The sequence below is a fragment of the Agrobacterium rubi TR3 = NBRC 13261 genome, from assembly GCF_000739935.1.
GTDB classification, from domain to species: domain Bacteria; phylum Pseudomonadota; class Alphaproteobacteria; order Rhizobiales; family Rhizobiaceae; genus Agrobacterium; species Agrobacterium rubi.
In genome coordinates, this window is the sequence record NZ_BBJU01000012.1 from 47,869 (window position 1) to 66,638 (window position 18,770).

Genomic DNA, 18,770 nt, shown 5'->3' on the forward strand with positions numbered 1-18,770 from the left:
TTCCAGGCGTTGTTTACGTTTTTTTAACGAGATTTTTTAAGCGATTGGAAATCGACTCTCTGTAATTTAGCGCCAACCGAACAACGGCAAACAGTTGGCGGCGTGCTGAACAACAATAGACGAGTCTCAGGAGACAACCCATGACAAACATTTTCGCTCGCTTCATGAAAGACGAGTCCGGCGCGACCGCCATTGAATACGGCCTGATTGCAGCGCTGATTTCTGTTGGCATTATCGCTGGCGCTACAACGGTTGGCGACAAGCTAAAGCTCGTATTTGACAATATCGGAACGAAGATGACCACGGCTTCTGGAAAAACGACCTAATATAATCAGAAATCGTCGCCCTTAGAAATGAGGGCGACGTTCCCGATATAGGAGGAATAACTGTGAGCACCTTAGCCATATTGCTGATACCTCCATTTTGTTTGGCGTTTGCCGCGATCACTGACCTAATGACTATGACTATCCCGAACCGCGTCTCGGCGATTCTTTTCGGCTCCTTCATTGTAATAGCTCCAATTATAGGGATAGACTGGCAAACCATAGGGATGAGTCTTGCCGCAGGGCTTGCCGTCCTATCAGCTTGTTTTGCGCTGTTCGCAATGAACACAATGGGTGGGGGCGATGCCAAACTTTTGACGGCATCGGCTGTTTGGTTTGGCTTCAACACTTCACTTGCAACATTCTTGATCTGCGTTGCTATTGTTGGTGGAGTTCTTACTCTCGCGATTTTACTACTGCGCTCTCGGTCGCAAGAAATCATGGCAAGCGGATTGCCAATTCCTGATTCACTTCTAGTTGCAAAGAAAGTGCCTTATGGCATAGCGATCGCTATCGGTGGTCTGCTGACATATCCCGAAGCTCCCATCGTGCAGCTTGCCATGCAACACATGATGTAACGAGAACCGGTCCAGCTCTCGCGTTTATTTCTCATTAACCACAAGCCGACACATTTTATTAACTATAATTACACCAATGGCAGGCCATGGTCGGACACTCGATTCTGACTCCTTCAAGGCCTGAGCATGAAACCGTCGCGCGTTGTCATTCTTTCCGTAGCTGTCGTTGCCGCCGGTCTTGCCGGATTGCTGGCCATGCAGCTTGGCGGCCCGCAGCAGGTTGTCGAGCAGGCGCAAGCCATTATCGAGAAGGAGCCAACGGTCAATGTGCTGGTCTCCTCCGTCAATCTGCCTGTCGGAAGCCGACTGAGCGCCGATTCCGTGCGCTGGGCACCTTGGCCGCAGGGCAGCATCAACGACAACTTTCTGACCGACACCAAACGACCCGACGCCATTGCCGAGTTGACCGGCTCCATCGTGCGCCTTCCCTTGTTCGAAGGCGAGCCGCTGCGGCCGGAAAAAGTGGTCGATTCCGGCACGAGCATCATGTCTTCGCTTCTGCCCGCGGGCAAACGCGCCGTTGCCACCGAAATTTCGGTCGCTACCGGTGCGGGCGGCTTCGTGCTGCCTAATGACCGGGTCGACGTGATTATGGTCCGCAAGGGCGATGGCGGGTCCTTTCTCACCGAGAATGTTCTCAACAATGTCCGCGTTCTGGCCATCGACCAGCAGATCAAGGAAGGCGACAACGGGACGACATCCGTCGTCGGCGCCACTGCGACGCTGGAGCTGACACCGGAGCAGGCCAAAATCATGACGGTCGCTCAACAGATGGCGGACCGCCTGACGCTGTCCCTGCGCTCAGTTGCCGACGCGCAGGAAAGCGAAACGACATCTGCCGATTATCTCTTGAGCGGGGGCTCGGGAAAACCGGCCATCCAGATTATCAAATCCGGCTCTATCGTCCGGGAAGGACAGGGAGGGTCGTCACAATGACCGGATATCGCGCATTTCGTTGCCTGGCACAGGCCATGCGCTCCTCCGTCACAGGCGGATTGGCGTTTTGCATCGCGTTTTCAGGCTTTCCCGGCATGCATGCGCCTTTCGGCCTGTCGACGCGCGAAGCCCTGGCCCAAAGCGCCAGCATCGTGCGCATCAACGAAAGCGGCCAGGGTGTTCGCAAGCGGTTGAAGCTTGGGTTGAACAAGGCGCTGGTCATCGACCTGCCGCAGGACGCGCATGACATTCTCGTGGCCGATCCCAGCATGGCGGATGCCGTCACCCGCAGCTCGCGCCGCATCTATCTGTTCGGCAAGGCTGTGGGCCAGACCAACATCTTCATCTTCGGCGATCAGGGCCAGGAAATCGTCAGTCTCGATCTCGAGGTCGAGCGCGATATTTCAGGCCTTCAGGCCAATCTGCGCCGCTTCATTCCCGAATCCGACATCCGTGTCGAGATCGTCTCCGATAACATCGTGCTGTCGGGCAGCGTGCGCACACCGCAGGATTCCGCGCGTGCCGTTCAGCTGGCATCCGCCTTCCTGAAGGGCGGTGAGGCCACCACGCGCAACATAACCGAGACAAGCCAGAGCAATGGCGATGGCGCTGTCGCGATCTTTGCCGAAGACCGTCAGCAATCCTCCATCGTCAACATGCTGACCATTGAAGGTGAAGATCAGGTCACGCTGAAGGTGACGGTTGCGGAAGTCAGCCGGCAGGTTCTGAAACAGCTTGGCTTCAATGGCTCGATCAGCGGTTCGGGCAGCGATCTGGGCGGGCGCATCTCCTTTTCCAATCCGGCCAACCTCGGCAACGCCATCGGTCTTGCCGGCACCGGCAACGTCGCCGGCACCATTGGTAAGCTTACACTCGGCAGCTATTTCAATGCCATGGAACAGGCAGGCGTCATGCGCACGCTTGCCGAACCGAGCCTGACGGCAATTTCCGGCGAACAGGCCAAGTTCTATGTGGGCGGCGAATTCCGCTTACCCGCAGAACAGGAAGTGGCCATCGATGACGCCACCGGCCGTCCAACGGTGACACGTTCCACAGATACGGTCGATTACGGTATCGAGCTGAATTTCCGCCCTGTGGTCCTGTCACCGGGCCGTATCAGCCTGAAAATCGAAACCAACGTTTCGGAGCCAACCTTCGAAGGCAGCGTTGCGACCGGCAATGGCAGCAGCGTTTCCGTTCCCGGCAGCACCTATCTGTCGATCCGCAAGCGCGAGGCATCCACCAGCGTGGAACTTCCTTCCGGTGGCTCGATCGTCATTGCCGGCCTTGTGCAAGATAATGTGCGCCAGGCGATGTCGGGCATACCTGGCGTTTCCAAGGTGCCGGTTCTGGGCACGCTGTTTCGCAGCAAGGATTTCATCCGCAACGAAACCGAACTCGTCATCATCGCCACGCCGTACCTCGTGCGTCCGGTATCGCGCAACGAGATCGCGCGGCCTGACGACAACTTCAACCCGGAAAACGATGCCGCCATGTATTTCATGAACCGGGTGAACAAGGTCTATGGCAACCGGCAAGAGGCACACACACAGCCCTATCAGGGCTCGGTAGGATTTATCTACAAATGACACAGATGGATCAGATGAAACCTCTCGCATATGCGGGCTCCATTCGCCGGGCAGGCCTCGTTCTGGCGCTGCTCACCACGGCGGCGCTGGCGCAGGGATGCGCACGCGACCCGATGTCGACGGGTGCCATTCCCGACGATTATCGCACCCGCCACCCTATCACGCTTTCGGAAGCGCAGCATTCCCTCGATATTCCGGTCTCGGCAGGCGACAACCGACTGACGGTGGGCATGGCCGACACCATCAAGGGCTTTGCGCAGAGCTACACCGCGACCTCCTCCGGCGTCGTCCAGATTCAGGTGCCGACGGGGTCTGCCAATTCCGCTGCCGCCTCTATCCTCAAGCGCCAGATCCGTGCAGTTCTCAACTCCTCCGGCATAGCCTCAAGCAAGATCGTCGAAACGCATTATGGCGCAGCCCCGACGGGCGATGCCGCACCCATTCGCCTCAGCTTCATCGCGATGACGGCCATGACCGGACAGTGCGGCCAATGGCCGGAAGATTTGTCCGACAACACCTATTCCAACAAGAACTGGTACAATTTCGGCTGCGCATCGCAAAACAATCTGGCAGCCCAGGTGGCAAACCCGATGGACCTCGTCGGTCCGCGCGGCATGAGCCCGATCGATGCGGAGCGACGCTCCGCTGTCATCGGCAATTATCGCGCAGGCAAGAACACGGCGACGACGGAATGACGTTCAGCACAGGCCGCATGCGGCAACAGGAAACACCATGAGCTCGGTTGATTACGATATTCAACACACAACTGCGCAGGAGCCCTACGCCGAAGAGCCGATGCGCGCGGGCGATCTCGATGCGCTGCGGCCTTTGCCGCGTATCTCCGTGCATGCGTTTTGCGAGAGCGATGGCGTACAGCGCATGATCGAGCGCCTTTCTGGCGACCGACGCATGAACAAGGTCAGCCTGCGTGTGACCAATGGCGAAGTCGAAGCCGCCGCAACCATGTTTTCGGCCAGCCCGACGCCGAACCTGATCATTCTGGAAACGGCCCGCGAACCATCGACACTGCTCAACGATCTGGCCCCGCTTGCGGAGGTCTGCGATCCCACCACCCGCGTCATCATCATCGGTCGCCACAACGACATCACGCTCTACCGCGACCTGATCCGCAACGGTATTTCGGAATATCTGGTCGCGCCGGTCACCATGCCGGACCTGCTGGCATCGATCTCGGCCATTTTCGTGGACCCGGAATCAGAACCGCTCGGCCGCAACATCGCTTTCATTGGCGCAAAAGGCGGCGTCGGCTCATCGACGATTGCGCACAATTGCGCCTTTGGAATTTCGACGCTGTTTTCGACGGAAACCATTCTGGCCGATCTCGATCTGCCGTTCGGCACCGCCAACATCGATTTCGATCAGGACCCGGCACAAGGCATTGCCGAAGCCGTCTATGCACCGGAGCGGCTGGACGAGGTCTTCCTCGACCGCCTGCTGACCAAATGCTCCGAGCATCTGTCGCTGCTCGCCGCCCCGTCGCTGCTGGACCGCTCCTATGACTTCGAGCGGCTGACTTTCCAGCCGCTTCTGGAGCTTCTCCAGCGCACCACGCCCGTGGCGGTTCTGGACGTTCCGCATATCTGGTCGGACTGGACGCAGACGGTGCTGGCAGAGGCCGATGAGGTGGTGATCACGGCGGTGCCGGATCTCGCCAACCTTCGCAACACCAAGAACCTGCTGGATGCGCTGAAGAGGCTGAGACCGAACGACAAGGTTCCACATCTGGTACTCAACCAGGTCGGCATGGTCAAACGCCCGGAAATCGCGCCTGCCGATTTCTTCGAGCCGCTGGAAATCGAACCGATCGCCATCATTCCTTTCGATGTGCAGCTGTTTGGCAATGCTGCCAATAGCGGGCGCATGATCAGCGAAATCGATGCGAAATCCCCAATTGCCGAAACCATCTCGCAGATATCGCACATCGTGACGGGCCGTTCGTCCGCACGCAAAGCAAAGCGGGCCGGACTTGGCAAATTCATGGACCTCATAAAACGTAAGTGATGCACGGACACCTGTGCAGCGACCTACCGGAAGACACATATGTTCGGAAAACGTGGCAACGAAGGCTCCGCCAGGAGCACACAGATCGGGCAGGTGGCATCCACCCCTGCCCCGTCCTCTGTTGCGCCTATGCCGCGGCCCGAACCGGCTGAAACGATGGTGCTGGCACCGCCTGCCCCACCCACCCATTCAGCCCCGCCCCAGGCCCGCAAGCGGGTTCGCACGGAAGAATATTACCAGACGAAAGCACAGGTTTTCTCCGCACTGATCGATACCATCGATCTGTCGCAACTGGCCAAACTCGATACCGAGAGCGCACGTGAGGAAATTCGCGATATCGTCAACGATATCATCACCATCAAGAATTTCGCGATGTCGATTTCCGAGCAGGAAGAGCTGCTTGAAGACATCTGCAACGATGTTTTAGGCTATGGTCCGCTGGAGCCGCTTCTGGCGCGGGACGACATTTCCGATATCATGGTCAATGGCTCCGGCCAGACCTTCGTCGAAGTCGGTGGCAAGACCATCGAATCCGATATCCGTTTTCGCGACAATGCCCAGCTTCTGTCGATCTGCCAGCGCATCGTCAGCCAGGTCGGTCGTCGTGTGGATGAATCGAGCCCGATCTGCGACGCCCGCCTGCCGGATGGTTCGCGCGTCAACGTCATCGCGCCGCCGCTCGCCATCGATGGTCCGGCACTGACGATCCGTAAGTTCAAGAAGGACAAGCTCACACTCGACCAGTTGGTGCGCTTCGGTGCCATCACGCCGGAAGGTGCAGTTCTGCTGCAGGTCATCGGGCGCGTTCGTTGCAATGTGGTCATTTCAGGCGGAACGGGTTCGGGAAAGACCACTCTTCTCAACTGCCTGACAAGTTACATCGACAAGACCGAACGCGTCATTACCTGCGAAGACACCGCCGAACTTCAGCTTCAGCAGCCGCATGTCGTGCGTCTGGAAACCCGCCCGCCGAACATCGAAGGCGAAGGCGAAATCACCATGCGTGATCTCGTCAAGAACTGCCTGCGTATGCGGCCCGAGCGCATCATCGTCGGCGAAGTGCGCGGACCCGAGGTCTTTGACCTGTTGCAGGCGATGAACACCGGTCATGACGGCTCCATGGGCACGATCCACGCCAACACACCGCGTGAGTGCCTGAGCCGTATGGAATCGATGATCGCCATGGGTGGCTTCAGCCTGCCTGCGAAAACGGTGCGTGAAATCATCTCGTCCTCCGTCGATATCGTCATTCAGGCGGCCCGTCTTCGCGATGGGTCGCGTCGCATCACCCAGATCACCGAGGTGCTGGGCATGGAGGGGGACGTCATCATCACCCAGGATTTGATGCGTTACGAGATGGACGGCGAGGATGCGGGCGGCCGGATCATCGGTCGCCATGTCTCCACCGGCATCAGCAAACCCTATTTCTGGGATCGCGCCCGCTATTTCAACGAGGAAAAGCGCCTGGCGGCTGCCCTCGATGAAATGGAAAGCAAGTCTCAGTAGCGAAACGAATAACAGCGCGGCCAGCCAAGGCGGAACAGTAAATGAACATGACGGTGATGCTGCTCGTGATCCTCGTCGCCATTTCGGCAGGAGCGATGGCCTATGTCTTCCTGTTCCCGCAGATCGAGGTCGAGAAGAAAACCGCAAACCGGGTCAGCCGCGTCAAATCGGCGGAAACCGACCACACCAAGATCAAGGCCGCCCGCGACCGGGTGCAGGAGCTAAGCAAGCGGCGCAAATCCGTTCAGGACACGCTGAAGGATCTAGAAAAGAAGCAGAACGAAAAAAACAAGGATAGAAAAGACAAGAGCGTGCGTGCCAGGCTGGTGCAGGCCGGTCTTTCGATCACCGTCAGGAAATTCTATGTCTTGAGCGGCGCTCTTGGCGTCGTCGTCCTCTTGGTATCGCTTCTCTACGCGGCACCGTTCTTTCTCGCCATAGCTGGTGCCTTCGTCGGCGCACTCGGGCTACCGCGATGGATTTTGGGTTTTCTGGTCAAGCGCCGTCAAAACAAGTTTCTCGAGGAGTTCCCCAACGCGCTTGATGTCATGTATCGCTCCATCAAATCCGGTCTGCCGCTCAATGATTCCATCCGGCTGATCGCGTCGGACGGACAGGAGCCTGTAAAGACCGAGTTCCAGCGCGTGGTGGAAGCGCAGCAGGTGGGCATGACCATTCCCGAAGGCATCAACCGCATGATGCTGACCATGCCGCTGCCGGAAGTGAACTTCTTCGGCACCGTCATCACCATTCAGGCGCAGGCAGGCGGCAATCTTTCGGAAGCGCTCGCAAACCTTTCCAAGGTGCTGCGCGAACGTCGCAAGATGAAGGCCAAGGTTGCGGCTCTCTCGATGGAAGCGAAGGCGTCTGCCGTCATCATCGGTGCGCTGCCCTTCATCGTCGCCACGCTCGTCTATCTGACGTCGCCGGATTACATCATGGTTCTGTTCACCGATCCGCGCGGGCATCTCATCTTGGGCGCCTCGGCGATCTGGATGTCCATCGGCATCGTCGTCATGCGCCAGATGATCAACTTCGATATTTGAGGCGGTAGCACCATGTCCGAACAACTCGCATCAAGCCTCATCAACCCGCACCTCATCATCGCCATTCTGGTGTCTGTGGCAGTGTTTGCCACGTTTTATACGCTGGCCATTCCCTATTTCGAAAAGGGCGACCTCAACAAACGCATGAAGGCGGTGTCCACCGAACGCGACCAGATCAGAAGCCGCGAACGTGAGCGCATGAGCGAAGTGGCAAAGGGTGAAAAAACATCTTTGCGGGCCAACAACAACAAATCGGCACGCAAGATCGTGGAGCGCTTCAACCTGCGCGAAGCGCTGGTGGATGCCAATACGGTCAACAAGCTGCGCGCCGCCGGCTATCGATCGCAAAACGCACTGAACACGTTTCTGGCCGCCCGCTTCATCCTTCCCTTCGTCTTTCTGCTGCTGGCCTTTCTGTGGGTCTTCGTCATGGGAAATCTGGCGACACGCCCCTTCGGCCTGCGCCTGATGGTGGTGTTGGGCTTTGGCTATCTCGGCTTTTATGCACCCAACATCTTTGTCTCCAACCAGATGTCCAAGCGGCAGAAATCCATCAAGCGGGCATGGCCTGACGCGCTCGACCTGATGCTGATCTGTGTGGAATCAGGTGTGTCGATGGAAGCGGCGATGCGCCGTGTGGCCGAGGAAATGGCTGACCAGTCGCCTGAATTGGCCGAGGAAATGGTGCTGACGACGGCCGAACTCTCCTTCCTGCAAGATCGCCGTACCGCGCTTGAAAACCTCGGCATCCGCACACAGCTGGACGGCGTCAAAAGCGTGGTTCAGGCACTGATCCAGGCCGAGCGCTACGGCACGCCCTTGGCGCAGGCTTTGCGTGTTCTGGCTCAGGAGGGCCGTGACGAGCGGATGAACGAAGCCGAAAAGAAGGCCTCCGCCCTGCCCCCGAAACTCACCGTGCCGATGATCCTGTTCTTCTTGCCGGTGCTGGTCGCCGTCATCCTCGGCCCCGCAGGCATCCGGATTTCGGATACGTTTTGACGACGGCTGGCCGAGACAAAAAAGGCGACCATCAAGGCCGCCTTAATATAACATCCACTTGGGTCAACTCATCAGTTCGCGGCTACCTTCTTGCCCTTGTCGGACAGTTGCGACCATGCGTTCTTTTGCGAGAGCATGCCGCGAAGATAGGTCAGGTTGGCCTGCGCCTGCTGAGCCGACAGTTCCTGCATGGCGATGCGTTCGGCCTCTTCGAATCGGCCCTGGAGGCCGACGACGAGCGCGAGGTTCTGGCGGATGCGGCTGTCCGCTCCCGGCTGGGAAGCCGCCGAGCGCATATAGGTTTCGGCCGTGCGCGGATCGCTTTGCAGCACGTAGGACATGCCGAGATTGGAGAGAATGCTTGGGTCGTTGGGTTTCAGGTCCAGCGCCTGGCGATATTTTGCGCGGGCTTCGTTCGAACGGCCGAGCTGGTCCAGCACCGCGCCCTCGGCAGAGTAAAGCCGCCAGTCAGGACGGTCCGGCATCTGCGCGCGATTGATGGTGTTGAGCGCCTGTTCCAACTGACCGGCTGCGGCCTGCGCCTTGCCGTAGGAGGCCAGCACTTCGCGGTCTGTCGGATAGGCGATGGCCACCTGCTGCATGACGGCGAGCGCCTGTGTGTTCTTGCCGGTCATCATCAGGAGGTTGGCGTAGTTGAGACCGGTGTTGCGATCCTTCGGATTGCGCTCATAGGCGTGCCCCATGGAAGCTTCGGACTGGCGCAGCTGTTCCATGTTCATCTGGTCGTAGGACCGGGACACCTGCGGAATGGAGCCCGTCGACATGCGATCCGGCTTGGTTGTCGAGCAACCGGCCAGAGACAGGGCAAGCACCGCTGCACAGGCACCGCGAAGCAGTGTCATCCGGCGTGCTGGAATGGTAGAGACAGCAATCATGACATTGCCCCGGCTTTCGGTTTGATCGAAACGGCGCGTGCGGTGTATGTTCGACCGACGCAACCCTCGCTCCAGCAATAATCTGTTAACCCTAACAGAGTGTTAATTTGCCGATTCCATACCTTTACGAAAGCAGCCAATGCCTCCCTATCAATTTATCGAACGCACCACGCCTTTCAGTTCCAAAGCGGGCAAGACGCTGCCGGTTTTTGCCGTGACCCCCGCCCATATCGAACAGGGTGCGATCGATCCGATTGCTCTGGATTGGGCGCAGAAAGCTGGCTTCAAGGCAGATGCGGGTGCACTTCTTCTCATTCCTTCCGCAGAAGGGGCACTTGGTGGCGCGCTTTTGGGTCTCGGCACCAACCCATCCGAACTGCCCTTCATCACCGGCAAGCTGGCACGGGAGCTGCCGGAAGGCGACTGGCACATCGAGACGGCACCGCTGACGGTCAACCGACTGATGCTGGGCTTTGGCCTCGGTGCCTATCGCTTCGACAAATACCGCACCGTCAAAAGCAATGGTGCAAAGCTTCTGATCCCGCGCGATGCTGAGGATGCCGAGATCAAGCGCATTCTGGCGGGTGTCTATCTGGCGCGCGACCTCATCAACGTGCCTGCCAACGATATGGGACCGGACGAGCTGGAAATCGCCTTCCGCAGCCTTGCCGCCCATTACAAAGCACAGGTTTCCGTCGTGACCGGCGAGGACCTGCTGAAGGAAAACTTCCCGCTGGTCCATGCCGTCGGTCGTGCCAGCGAAAGCGCGCCGCGTCTTTTGGAAATGACATGGGGCAAGAAAGGCAATCCGCGCCTGACGCTGGTCGGCAAGGGCGTGTGCTTCGACACCGGCGGCCTCGACATCAAGCCGTCCTCTTCCATGGCCTTGATGAAGAAGGATATGGGTGGTGCGGCCAATGTGCTGGGTCTGGCGCTGATGATCATGGATGCGCGCCTGCCCATCGAGCTGCGCGTCATCGTGCCTGCGGTGGAAAATTCCATTTCCGCCAACGCATTCCGTCCGGGCGATATCTACCAGAGCCGCAAGGGGCTGACGGTCCAGATCGACAACACCGACGCCGAGGGCCGCCTGGTTCTGGCCGACGCGCTGGCCTATGCGGATGAAGATGCCCCTGACTTGATGATCGACATGGCGACGCTGACGGGTGCGGCTCGCGTGGCGCTCGGGCCCGACGTGCCTCCCTTCTTCACCGATGACGAGGATCTTGCCCACAGCATTTCCGATGCCAGCATGGATGTGGACGACCCATTGTGGCGTCTGCCACTCTATATGGGCTACGACAAGGATATCCGCTCACGCGCAGCCGACATCACCAACGCGCCTGCCGGTGGCATGGCCGGATCGATAACCGCGGCCCTCTTCCTCAAGCGTTTCGTGACGCAGACGAAGAAATGGGCGCATTTCGATATTTACGGGTGGTCGCTCAGCGAGCGTCCGCATTCGTCCATCGGTGGCGAAGCGCAGGCTATTCGTGCGCTGTTCCACTACATCTCGCGCACCTTCGCCAAGAAGTAAGAAAAGAAGCGGGGGCGGAAAACCGCCCTCGCCTTACACGCGCACGACCTGTTCCTTGCGGTCTTCCTGACCGAAGAACTTCAGATAGCGCTGAACCTCGTCCGGCTCGCCTGTCGCCTTTTGCGGATTGTCGGAAAGCTTGACCGCCGGGCGGCCATTGGCATCGATAACCTTGCAGACGACCGAGATGGGCTTCAAGCTTTCGATGGTTTTGGGCGCGCAACCGGCGAAGTCGTTCGTCAGGTTCGTGCCCCAGCCAAAGCTCATGCGCACCCGCCCCTCGAAGTGCTTGTAGGTGTCGATGATGGCGTCGACATCCAGACCATCCGAAAAGATCAAAAGCTTCTTCTTCGGGTCGCGATCCATTTTTTGCCACCAGTCGATGATCTTCTCACCACCTTCGATGGGAGGCGCGCTGTCTGGCCGGAAGCCGGTCCAGTCTGCCACCCATTCCGGCGCGTTGCGCAGGAAGGCGGCGGTGCCGAAAGCATCCGGCAGAACGATCAGCAGATTGCCGCCATAGAGCCGGTTCCAGTCCTTCATAACCTGATAGGGAGCAGCCGCCAATTCCTCGTTGTTCTGCGCCAAGGCAGCGACCACCATCGGCAGTTCGTGCGCATTGGTTCCGACAGCTTCGAGATCGGAATCCATCGCCAGCAAAACGTTGCTGGTGCCGGTAAAGGCCGGGCCGATGCCTTCCTTCAGGGCTTCAACGCACCAGCGCTGCCACAAAAAGCTGTGACGGCGACGGGTGCCGAAATCGGAGATACGCAAGCCCGGCAGTTCGCGCAGGCGCTCCACCTTTTCCCACATCTTGGCTTTGGCGCGGGCGTAGAGCACATCCAGCGTGAAGTAACCCATGGAGCGCATGGCACTGCGCGAGCGCAGCTCATTGATGATGGCAAGCGCTGGAATTTCCCACAGCGTGGTGTCCATCCAGCGGCCGTGGAAATTCAGCTCATACTGCCCGTCACGCTTGAACAGCTCGTATTCCGGCAGTTGATAGCTATCCAGCCATGACAGGAATTCCGGCTCGAAAATCTGCGAGCGACCATAAAAGGTGTTACCCGCCAGCCAGATGCTTTCCTTTTTGGACAGCCGCAATGTGCGGGCGTGGTCCAGCTGTTCGCGCAGTTCCATCTCGTCGATTTCATCGGCCAGCTTGACGGATTTGGTGCGGTTGATCAGCGAAAACGTCGCGTTGACCTCTGGATAAAGTTTCCAGATCATCTGCAACATTAGAAGCTTGTAGAAATCCGTATCGATAAGACTGCGGATGATGGGGTCGAGCTTCCAGGTGTGGTTGTGCACACGGGTCGCGATATCTGTCTTCGTCATTGCTGCTGCTATCCCCCGCACCGGGCTCCATCATGAAGAAGGGCCGGTATCGCCGCGCATTTCGAAAGGCGTAAAGCCCTCAGGAGGCTGATCCGCTCACGACACAAGACTTATCTGATAAAACGGCGACAAGTCCAGACCGGTTTGGGCGATGGTGGTTCTGGCTGACGATCAAAAATCCACCGCCGGCGGGTTGATGCCGGGATACCAGTCCTTCGAGGTGGGGACGCGTGTTCCCGTAGCGGTCACGCCCGCTGATCCGGTACAGCGGTAGCCCTGAACCGGGAGGCCGCGGCTGCCGAACACGTCGCGATAAGCGCCATCGGGATAGCTCGAGGTGACCGATGTGGAAGAACAGGTGTAGCGTTCTTTCTGCTGAAGCGTGCGGGGATCTTTGACGCCGGGAAGATTGGTATAGGCGTCCGGGGCTGGCTGATAGCCGTTTTTGTAAACGGTCTGGGCATGCGCCGGGACGGCAAAGGAAAGCCCGGCGAAGATGAAAGCCGCGATGCCTGTTGCTGGTCTTGCCATATGCCTGTCCTGCCGTGAATGTTATCCCTGTGTATATAGAATGACGCGCGCCACAAAACAGCCGAACCGGTCAAACGTTTTCGTGAAACCTCACGGGCGGCGAAAGGCGGTCGGCATATCATAGAGCCAACCGATGCGCTTGATCGCCTCATCAAGATTTTCGCGCGAGACCGTCATGGTGTGGCCGTTGGCGTGAAGCAGTGTTTCCGCATCCTCCATAATGCCGACATGCCCCTTCCAGAAGACGAGATCGCCACGGCGCAATTCTTCACGCGTGATCTCCTTGCCAATCGAACGCGCCTGCATATCCGTGTCCCGCAAAACGGATTTCCCCGTCATGGCCATGGAAAGCTGCACGAGACCGGAACAGTCGATACCGAAGCCCGTTCGTCCGCCCCAGAGATAGGGCGTGTCCAGAAAACGAAGTGCGACGGAAACATAATCGGTTTCCCCGGTCTTTGTGATCTCCAGGCAGTGAGATGCGATGACGCCCTCGTCTTTGTCGGTCATCAGATAACGCGTTCCGCGCGTCTCGGCTTCACCGACGAACGTCAGGCAACTGCCCATCGACAGCGTTGCAACAGGCGGCTTTCGCAGTTCTGCCTCAGGATATAGAAAGGTGCGCGGCACGGTGATGCGATGGGTCGAAGCGACGATGTCGCCGATAGCGGTTTCGGGCAAATACCCCGCATAGCCATCCGCATCGGCTTGTACCCACGCCCAGCCATCGGCCCGGTCGAAAACGCGCAGCGTCTCACCTAACAGCAGTTCCGTGTCTAAGCCCGCGGCGGGGTCAGGTTTGGGGCGCAGACCGATGACGGGAACCGTGACCTGCGCTGGCGTGCTGCCGACGAAACGCGCTGCCTCGACCTGGCCCTTCAGCCGCTCATCGGCAAGATCGGCCCTGAAGACGTTCAGGCGGCGGTCTAGGTTGGTGTCTGCAAGCGTCATCGTGTTTCGTCCCATACCCTAAGCTTTGCGCGCCTGATCGATAATCAAATCGCCGAATTTTTCCAGATAAAGCGCACCCGATACGGTTCTTTTTATGACGACGTTGCGGCGGTCGCGAGGGTCGCGCTCTCGCTCCACGAGGCCCATGGCACCCATACTGTCCAGCGCCCGAGTGATGACGGGTTTGGTGACGCCGAGTACCTGTGCCAAGCCTCGCACGGTGTGCGGTGGCGGCACGAGATAGATGTGAAGCAGGATGGCCATCTGCCGCGCGGTCAGATCGGGCGCGTCCTCTTCAACTTGCGCCAGCACAACCCGGTGCCACAGGCTCAGCGCTTGCGATGGGGACAATTCGACAGGCACGTCCGGCTCCGTTCGGTTGGTCTTCAGGCGGTCGGTTTTCCCGCATCTTCGCGCAAACCGGTGAATAAAAACAAAACTGCCGCCAACCCGACGGCATGTCGGTGATGACGGCAGTTGAAAGCTCTTTGAGAGCTTTGTGTCCCCTCTGGACTTGAAGACAACCATGCATGAAGCATGCCAGTTGAAATTCAAATCGAAACATCAGCAAATTCAGCCATCGAAAAACGATAAAGCCCCGGCACGATGATGCCGGGGCTTAATTTTTAATCGCTTATAAGCAAATCGCTTCAATTTAAGCCGTTCGTCCATTGAAAGGACAAGAGGCCAAAAATAGAGCTTATGCGACGGGTCCGTGGCCGGATGCCGTTTCGCGGGCTCGTTCGCGCTTGTTGTAGCGGATCGACGACCACAGCGAGATACCGATGAGGGTCGCGCCGCCTAGACCGGTGATGACTTCCGGAATGTGGACGAGGCTTTGGACATACATGATGACCGAGAGGATGAGGATGGCATAGAAGGCACCATGCTCGAGATAGCGGTATTCCGCCAGCGTTCCCTTTTCGACCAGCATGATGGTCATCGAGCGCACATACATGGCACCGATACCAAGACCGATGGCGATGATAAAGAGGTTGGAGGTCAGTGCGAAGGCACCGATGACGCCATCGAAGGAGAAGCTGGCATCCAGCACTTCGAGGTACAGGAACGCGCCGAAGCCGCCCTTTGCCGCACCTTCCAGCACCTGCTGGCTGCGGTCCAGAATGCCGCCGAGAACTTCGACCAGAAGGAAGGTCAGCAGACCCCAGATCGCAGAACTGAAGAAGACATTGGCTGCTTCCGGTCCCAGTGCTGGATTGTCGCTACCGGCGATGATGCGCGAAAAGACCAGCATGACGATGAGAACGAAGGCGATCTCGATGCCCTTGATGGAGGAATAGGTCGCGATCTTCTCTTCGAACCAGCGTACCCAGTGAACCTCTTTTTCGTGGTCGAAAAAGAAGCTGAGACCCACCATCATCAGGAAGGTGCCGCCAAAGGCTGCGATCGGCAGATGCGCGTCCTTCATGATCTGCGCATAGCGATCCGGCTCGGTCGCGGCCATAACCATGGCAGTCCACGGACCGACATTGGCCGCGATGACGACGATGAGCAACGGGAAGACGATACGCATGCCGAACACGGCAATGAGAATGCCCCAGGTCAGAAAGCGATGCTGCCATTCCGGCGTCATGTCTTTCAGCTTGTTGGCGTTGACGATGGCGTTATCGAAGGACAACGATATCTCAAGCACGGCCAGAACAGCACAGATGAAGAAGATCGTGGCCGTACCGCTGACGGTACCGGTCATCTGCCAGCCGAGATAGCCGCCAAGGATGAGGCCGACGACCGTGACGATAAAGGCCCATTTGAAATAGGTGAGTGTGGATTTTGTTGTCGGTGTCATCACAGGTCTCCCTTGCGCGCTGGGCGAGCGGGAAAACGGGGATCAGGCATGGCACAAAGCGCACGCATGGAATGCATGGTCAGATTTTTCATGGGTTTAAATCCGCCGGCGTCATAAGCAGGCGGTACCGACATCGCGAGAGCGCCGTAAAACTCTCGCCAGAGGGGCCCGGCACCAAAGTTCGGTTCCCAAGTCCCGATGTCAGGGGATTGGGAATGCCTTTGTTAGTCTCTCAAGTTCGTGATCGCGTCAAGGTGAAAGTTGTCTTTTGCGGCTTCCGTCTCCAGGTCGAGCTCGCATTTCAGCACTTTTGCAAACAAAAAGTTGCATTGTGCCTGTAAGGATCGCCCAGCAGCGCTGCCCTAGACGAGGTCCTCTACCGGCGGACGTAACGATTTTGCCTGCCTGCGCTTGAGCGCATTTTCGCGAAAAAAGATGTAGAGACCGGCGAGCACGATCAGCCCGGCACCGATGACGATGCTCGTCTGCGGTATGTCGCCGAAAATCAGCCATCCGAAGACCACGGCCCATAGCAGCAGCGTATATTGCAGCGGTGCAACGGTTGCGGCATCGGCAAGCTTGAGCGCGCGATTGACCAGCACATGCGCTGTCATGGCGACGATACCGAGAAGAGCAAGCAGGAACAGGTCGAAGCTGGAGTGCAACGGCACCCAGCCCGATGGTGCCAAGGCAATGGCAACGGCACCCGCAAGTGCTGCACCGACAACCTGCCAGAAGGCCAGGACAGTGTCGGGTGTGTTTCTCAGCTGGCGTCCCGACAGCATCATGAAGGCGAAGGCCGCACTTCCCAGAACCGAAAACAGCGCCGCCGATGTGAGCGACGCGGAGCTGGGCTGAAGAGCGATCAGCACACCGACAAAGCCGATGGCAATCGCCGTCCAGCGCCGCCAGCCGACTTTTTCACCCAACAGAAACGGCGAAAGGGCTGCTACATAGATGGGGGCTGCCAGCCAATAGGTCATGACATCCGCCAGCGGCAGAGCCGCTACGGCAAAGTAGAAACAGAAGAGTTCAGCCGTCGAGAAAAACACGCGCGCCGCCTGCAAGACGGGACGCTCGACACGCACGACATTCCGCAACCCCGTCCGCAACAGAATGGGCAGAAGCACAAGGATGGCTGCGGCGCTACGCAACAACACGACCTGGCCGAGGCTATAGGTGGCGACCAGCCATTTTCCCATTGCATCATTCAAGGCAAACAACAGCATGCCAAGCAACATGACGGCAACGCCCAAACCCGTGGGTGACAGCTGGCGGAGAAATTTGGGCATGTGTTTGTAAACTCCTGGACAGCCTTGATTCTGCAAGCATCCACGCCAAGTCAAGCCCATCGAAAACACACTTTAGAGCACACGCAGGTTCTACCCCGAAAAAACGGCGACATCGTCTGCCGCAATAACCTCATGCGGAAAATATCTGCCGTTCGCGAGTGACGATGTCCTGCAGAAACTGCACGACGGTTCTGACCCGCGCGAGCTGGCGGGCGTTTTCATGAAAAGCGGTCCAGTAGGACCGGCGGATCATGACATCGGGCAGGATGCGTATGAGGTCCTGATCATTGCGGGCAATGTAATCGTGCAGGATGCCGATGCCCGCACCAGAGCGCACGGCCTCGGTCTGGCCGATGGCGCTGGATATTTCGAAGCTCGCATTCCAATCGCGCATGATTTCGCCGGTGTAGTTCAACGACGGCGAAAAGATGAGATCTTCAACATAACCGATCCGGCGATGCAGTTTGAGCGCCTCGACAGTTTCAGGCGTCCCATTCTCGCTCAGGTAGGATTTCGAAGCGTAGAGACCCAGCGAATAATCTGTCAGTTTGGATAAGACCAGCCTGCCCTGCTCGGGCCTCTCAATCGTTATGGCAATGTCCGCTTCGCGCTGAGACAGCGAAAAAGAGCGGGGCACCGGAACAAGCTCGATCTTGAGTTCTGGATGTAGCGATATCAGCGCGCCGAGGCGTGGTGCCAGAAACGAAACACCAAAACCGTCAGGGGCACCGATCCTCACGGTTCCGCTGATCGCGGCATCGCTGCGTCCAAGACTTGCCTGAACCGCCAGCATCTCGGCTTCCATACGTTCTGCCGATATCAGAAAACGACCACCATCTTCCGTCAATTCACAGCCGTTGGTGCGGCGGGTAAAAAGCCGGGTCTTGAGTGCTTCCTCCAGGGATGTCAGCCGCCGGGACAATGTCGCGTGGTTCAGGCCGAGACGTTTCGAGGCCGCAAGGATTTGGCCCGTGCGCGCAACAGCAAGGAAGATGCGGACGTCATCCCAGTTCATGGCTTGCTACGCAAAATTACGGGTTCCACATCGGTCAACGTGAGCGACGTCACCATTGCCGCCGTGGCTGCCTTGTATTTGAGAAAATGTGGCGTCTTTAAATGGGCCTCATAGGCCGCAGGGCTGGCGTAGATTTCAAGGATACGGATTTTTTGCGGGCAATCCTTTATTGCAACAGCATTCAACGAGATCACGCCTTCTTCCAGACGGACCGACGCCTCGATTTCCTCGGCCAGCAATTCGCGATAGGCATCCAGATGAAGCGGATCGATTTCGATGTCCGCCATTCTGACGACAAGGTCTTGATTCATCGATTTGCTCTCTGTTCGGTTATCCATCGACGCATGAGCGTCCAGCCTTGGACTTTAATTTACGCACAACGGCTTCTTATGTCAGCTCATTGA

19 protein-coding genes are annotated in these 18,770 nt (G+C 58.1%); 10 read left to right on the forward strand and 9 right to left on the reverse strand.

Going from position 1 to position 18,770, the window contains the following annotated elements:
* Window positions 1-140: 140 nt before the first annotated feature.
* The 9 genes from RRU01S_RS09575 (at window position 141) to RRU01S_RS09615 (ending at window position 8,999) form a co-directional block, all read left to right on the forward strand.
* Window positions 141-326 (forward strand): Flp family type IVb pilin, encoded by a 186-nt coding sequence (locus tag RRU01S_RS09575; protein ID WP_045230058.1) that lies wholly within the window; start codon window positions 141-143, stop codon window positions 324-326.
* A gap of 62 nt (window positions 327-388) precedes the next feature.
* On the forward strand, window positions 389-901 hold the full coding sequence (locus RRU01S_RS09580) for an A24 family peptidase (RefSeq protein ID WP_045230059.1): 513 nt from the start codon (window positions 389-391) through the stop codon (window positions 899-901).
* A gap of 126 nt (window positions 902-1,027) precedes the next feature.
* Complete coding sequence (cpaB, locus tag RRU01S_RS09585) at window positions 1,028-1,837, forward strand: Flp pilus assembly protein CpaB (RefSeq protein ID WP_045230060.1); 810 nt, start codon at window positions 1,028-1,030, stop codon at window positions 1,835-1,837.
* On the forward strand, window positions 1,834-3,426 hold the full coding sequence (locus RRU01S_RS09590) for a type II and III secretion system protein family protein (protein ID WP_045230061.1): 1,593 nt from the start codon (window positions 1,834-1,836) through the stop codon (window positions 3,424-3,426). Before cpaB ends, RRU01S_RS09590 begins: the two co-directional genes overlap by 4 nt.
* Window positions 3,427-3,440: 14 nt before the next feature.
* Window positions 3,441-4,121, forward strand: coding sequence for a CpaD family pilus assembly protein (locus tag RRU01S_RS09595; protein ID WP_045230222.1), 681 nt, complete (start codon window positions 3,441-3,443; stop codon window positions 4,119-4,121).
* 37 nt (window positions 4,122-4,158) lie between these two features.
* Entirely contained in the window at window positions 4,159-5,448 is a 1,290-nt protein-coding gene (locus RRU01S_RS09600; RefSeq protein WP_045230062.1) for a CpaE/TadZ family protein, read from the forward strand.
* 39 nt (window positions 5,449-5,487) lie between these two features.
* Window positions 5,488-6,954: a TadA family conjugal transfer-associated ATPase gene (locus tag RRU01S_RS09605; RefSeq protein ID WP_045230063.1), complete on the forward strand. Its 1,467-nt coding sequence runs from the start codon at window positions 5,488-5,490 to the stop codon at window positions 6,952-6,954.
* 41 nt (window positions 6,955-6,995) lie between these two features.
* Window positions 6,996-8,000, forward strand: coding sequence for a type II secretion system F family protein (locus RRU01S_RS09610; protein WP_045230064.1), 1,005 nt, complete (start codon window positions 6,996-6,998; stop codon window positions 7,998-8,000).
* Window positions 8,001-8,012: 12 nt separating this feature from the next.
* The gene (locus RRU01S_RS09615; protein WP_045230065.1) at window positions 8,013-8,999 is read left to right on the forward strand and encodes a type II secretion system F family protein; all 987 of its coding nucleotides are present in this window, start codon (window positions 8,013-8,015) and stop codon (window positions 8,997-8,999) included.
* A 71-nt stretch (window positions 9,000-9,070) separates the two neighbouring features.
* Here the strand turns inward: RRU01S_RS09615 and RRU01S_RS09620 are convergent, their stop codons facing one another.
* On the reverse strand, window positions 9,071-9,895 hold the full coding sequence (locus RRU01S_RS09620) for a tetratricopeptide repeat protein (RefSeq protein WP_045230066.1): 825 nt from the start codon (window positions 9,893-9,895) through the stop codon (window positions 9,071-9,073).
* A gap of 139 nt (window positions 9,896-10,034) precedes the next feature.
* On the opposite strand from RRU01S_RS09620, the gene RRU01S_RS09625 reads away from it, so the two are divergent.
* Entirely contained in the window at window positions 10,035-11,432 is a 1,398-nt protein-coding gene (locus tag RRU01S_RS09625) for a leucyl aminopeptidase family protein (protein ID WP_045230067.1), read from the forward strand.
* A gap of 33 nt (window positions 11,433-11,465) precedes the next feature.
* Here the strand turns inward: RRU01S_RS09625 and pncB are convergent, their stop codons facing one another.
* The 8 genes from pncB to RRU01S_RS09665 form a co-directional block, all read right to left on the reverse strand.
* On the reverse strand, window positions 11,466-12,770 hold the full coding sequence (pncB, locus tag RRU01S_RS09630) for a nicotinate phosphoribosyltransferase (protein ID WP_045230068.1): 1,305 nt from the start codon (window positions 12,768-12,770) through the stop codon (window positions 11,466-11,468).
* 171 nt (window positions 12,771-12,941) lie between these two features.
* On the reverse strand, window positions 12,942-13,301 hold the full coding sequence (locus RRU01S_RS09635; RefSeq protein WP_045230069.1) for a hypothetical protein: 360 nt from the start codon (window positions 13,299-13,301) through the stop codon (window positions 12,942-12,944).
* A gap of 90 nt (window positions 13,302-13,391) precedes the next feature.
* Window positions 13,392-14,252 (reverse strand): C40 family peptidase, encoded by an 861-nt coding sequence (locus tag RRU01S_RS09640; protein WP_045230223.1) that lies wholly within the window; start codon window positions 14,250-14,252, stop codon window positions 13,392-13,394.
* An 18-nt stretch (window positions 14,253-14,270) separates the two neighbouring features.
* Window positions 14,271-14,615 carry a MarR family transcriptional regulator gene (locus tag RRU01S_RS09645; RefSeq protein WP_045230224.1) on the reverse strand — a complete coding sequence of 115 codons (345 nt, stop codon included), beginning with the start codon at window positions 14,613-14,615 and terminating at the stop codon, window positions 14,271-14,273.
* Between the two features lie 337 nt (window positions 14,616-14,952).
* Window positions 14,953-16,059, reverse strand: coding sequence for a DUF475 domain-containing protein (locus RRU01S_RS09650; protein WP_045230070.1), 1,107 nt, complete (start codon window positions 16,057-16,059; stop codon window positions 14,953-14,955).
* A gap of 362 nt (window positions 16,060-16,421) precedes the next feature.
* Window positions 16,422-17,351, reverse strand: a complete 930-nt coding sequence (locus RRU01S_RS09655) for a DMT family transporter (protein ID WP_045230071.1) — start codon at window positions 17,349-17,351, stop codon at window positions 16,422-16,424.
* Window positions 17,352-17,481: 130 nt separating this feature from the next.
* A complete protein-coding gene (locus tag RRU01S_RS09660; RefSeq protein WP_045230072.1) occupies window positions 17,482-18,366 on the reverse strand; it encodes a LysR family transcriptional regulator in 885 nt (294 codons plus the stop codon).
* Window positions 18,363-18,677 carry a putative quinol monooxygenase gene (locus tag RRU01S_RS09665; protein ID WP_045230073.1) on the reverse strand — a complete coding sequence of 105 codons (315 nt, stop codon included), beginning with the start codon at window positions 18,675-18,677 and terminating at the stop codon, window positions 18,363-18,365. Before RRU01S_RS09665 ends, RRU01S_RS09660 begins: the two co-directional genes overlap by 4 nt.
* Window positions 18,678-18,770 lie beyond the last annotated feature (93 nt).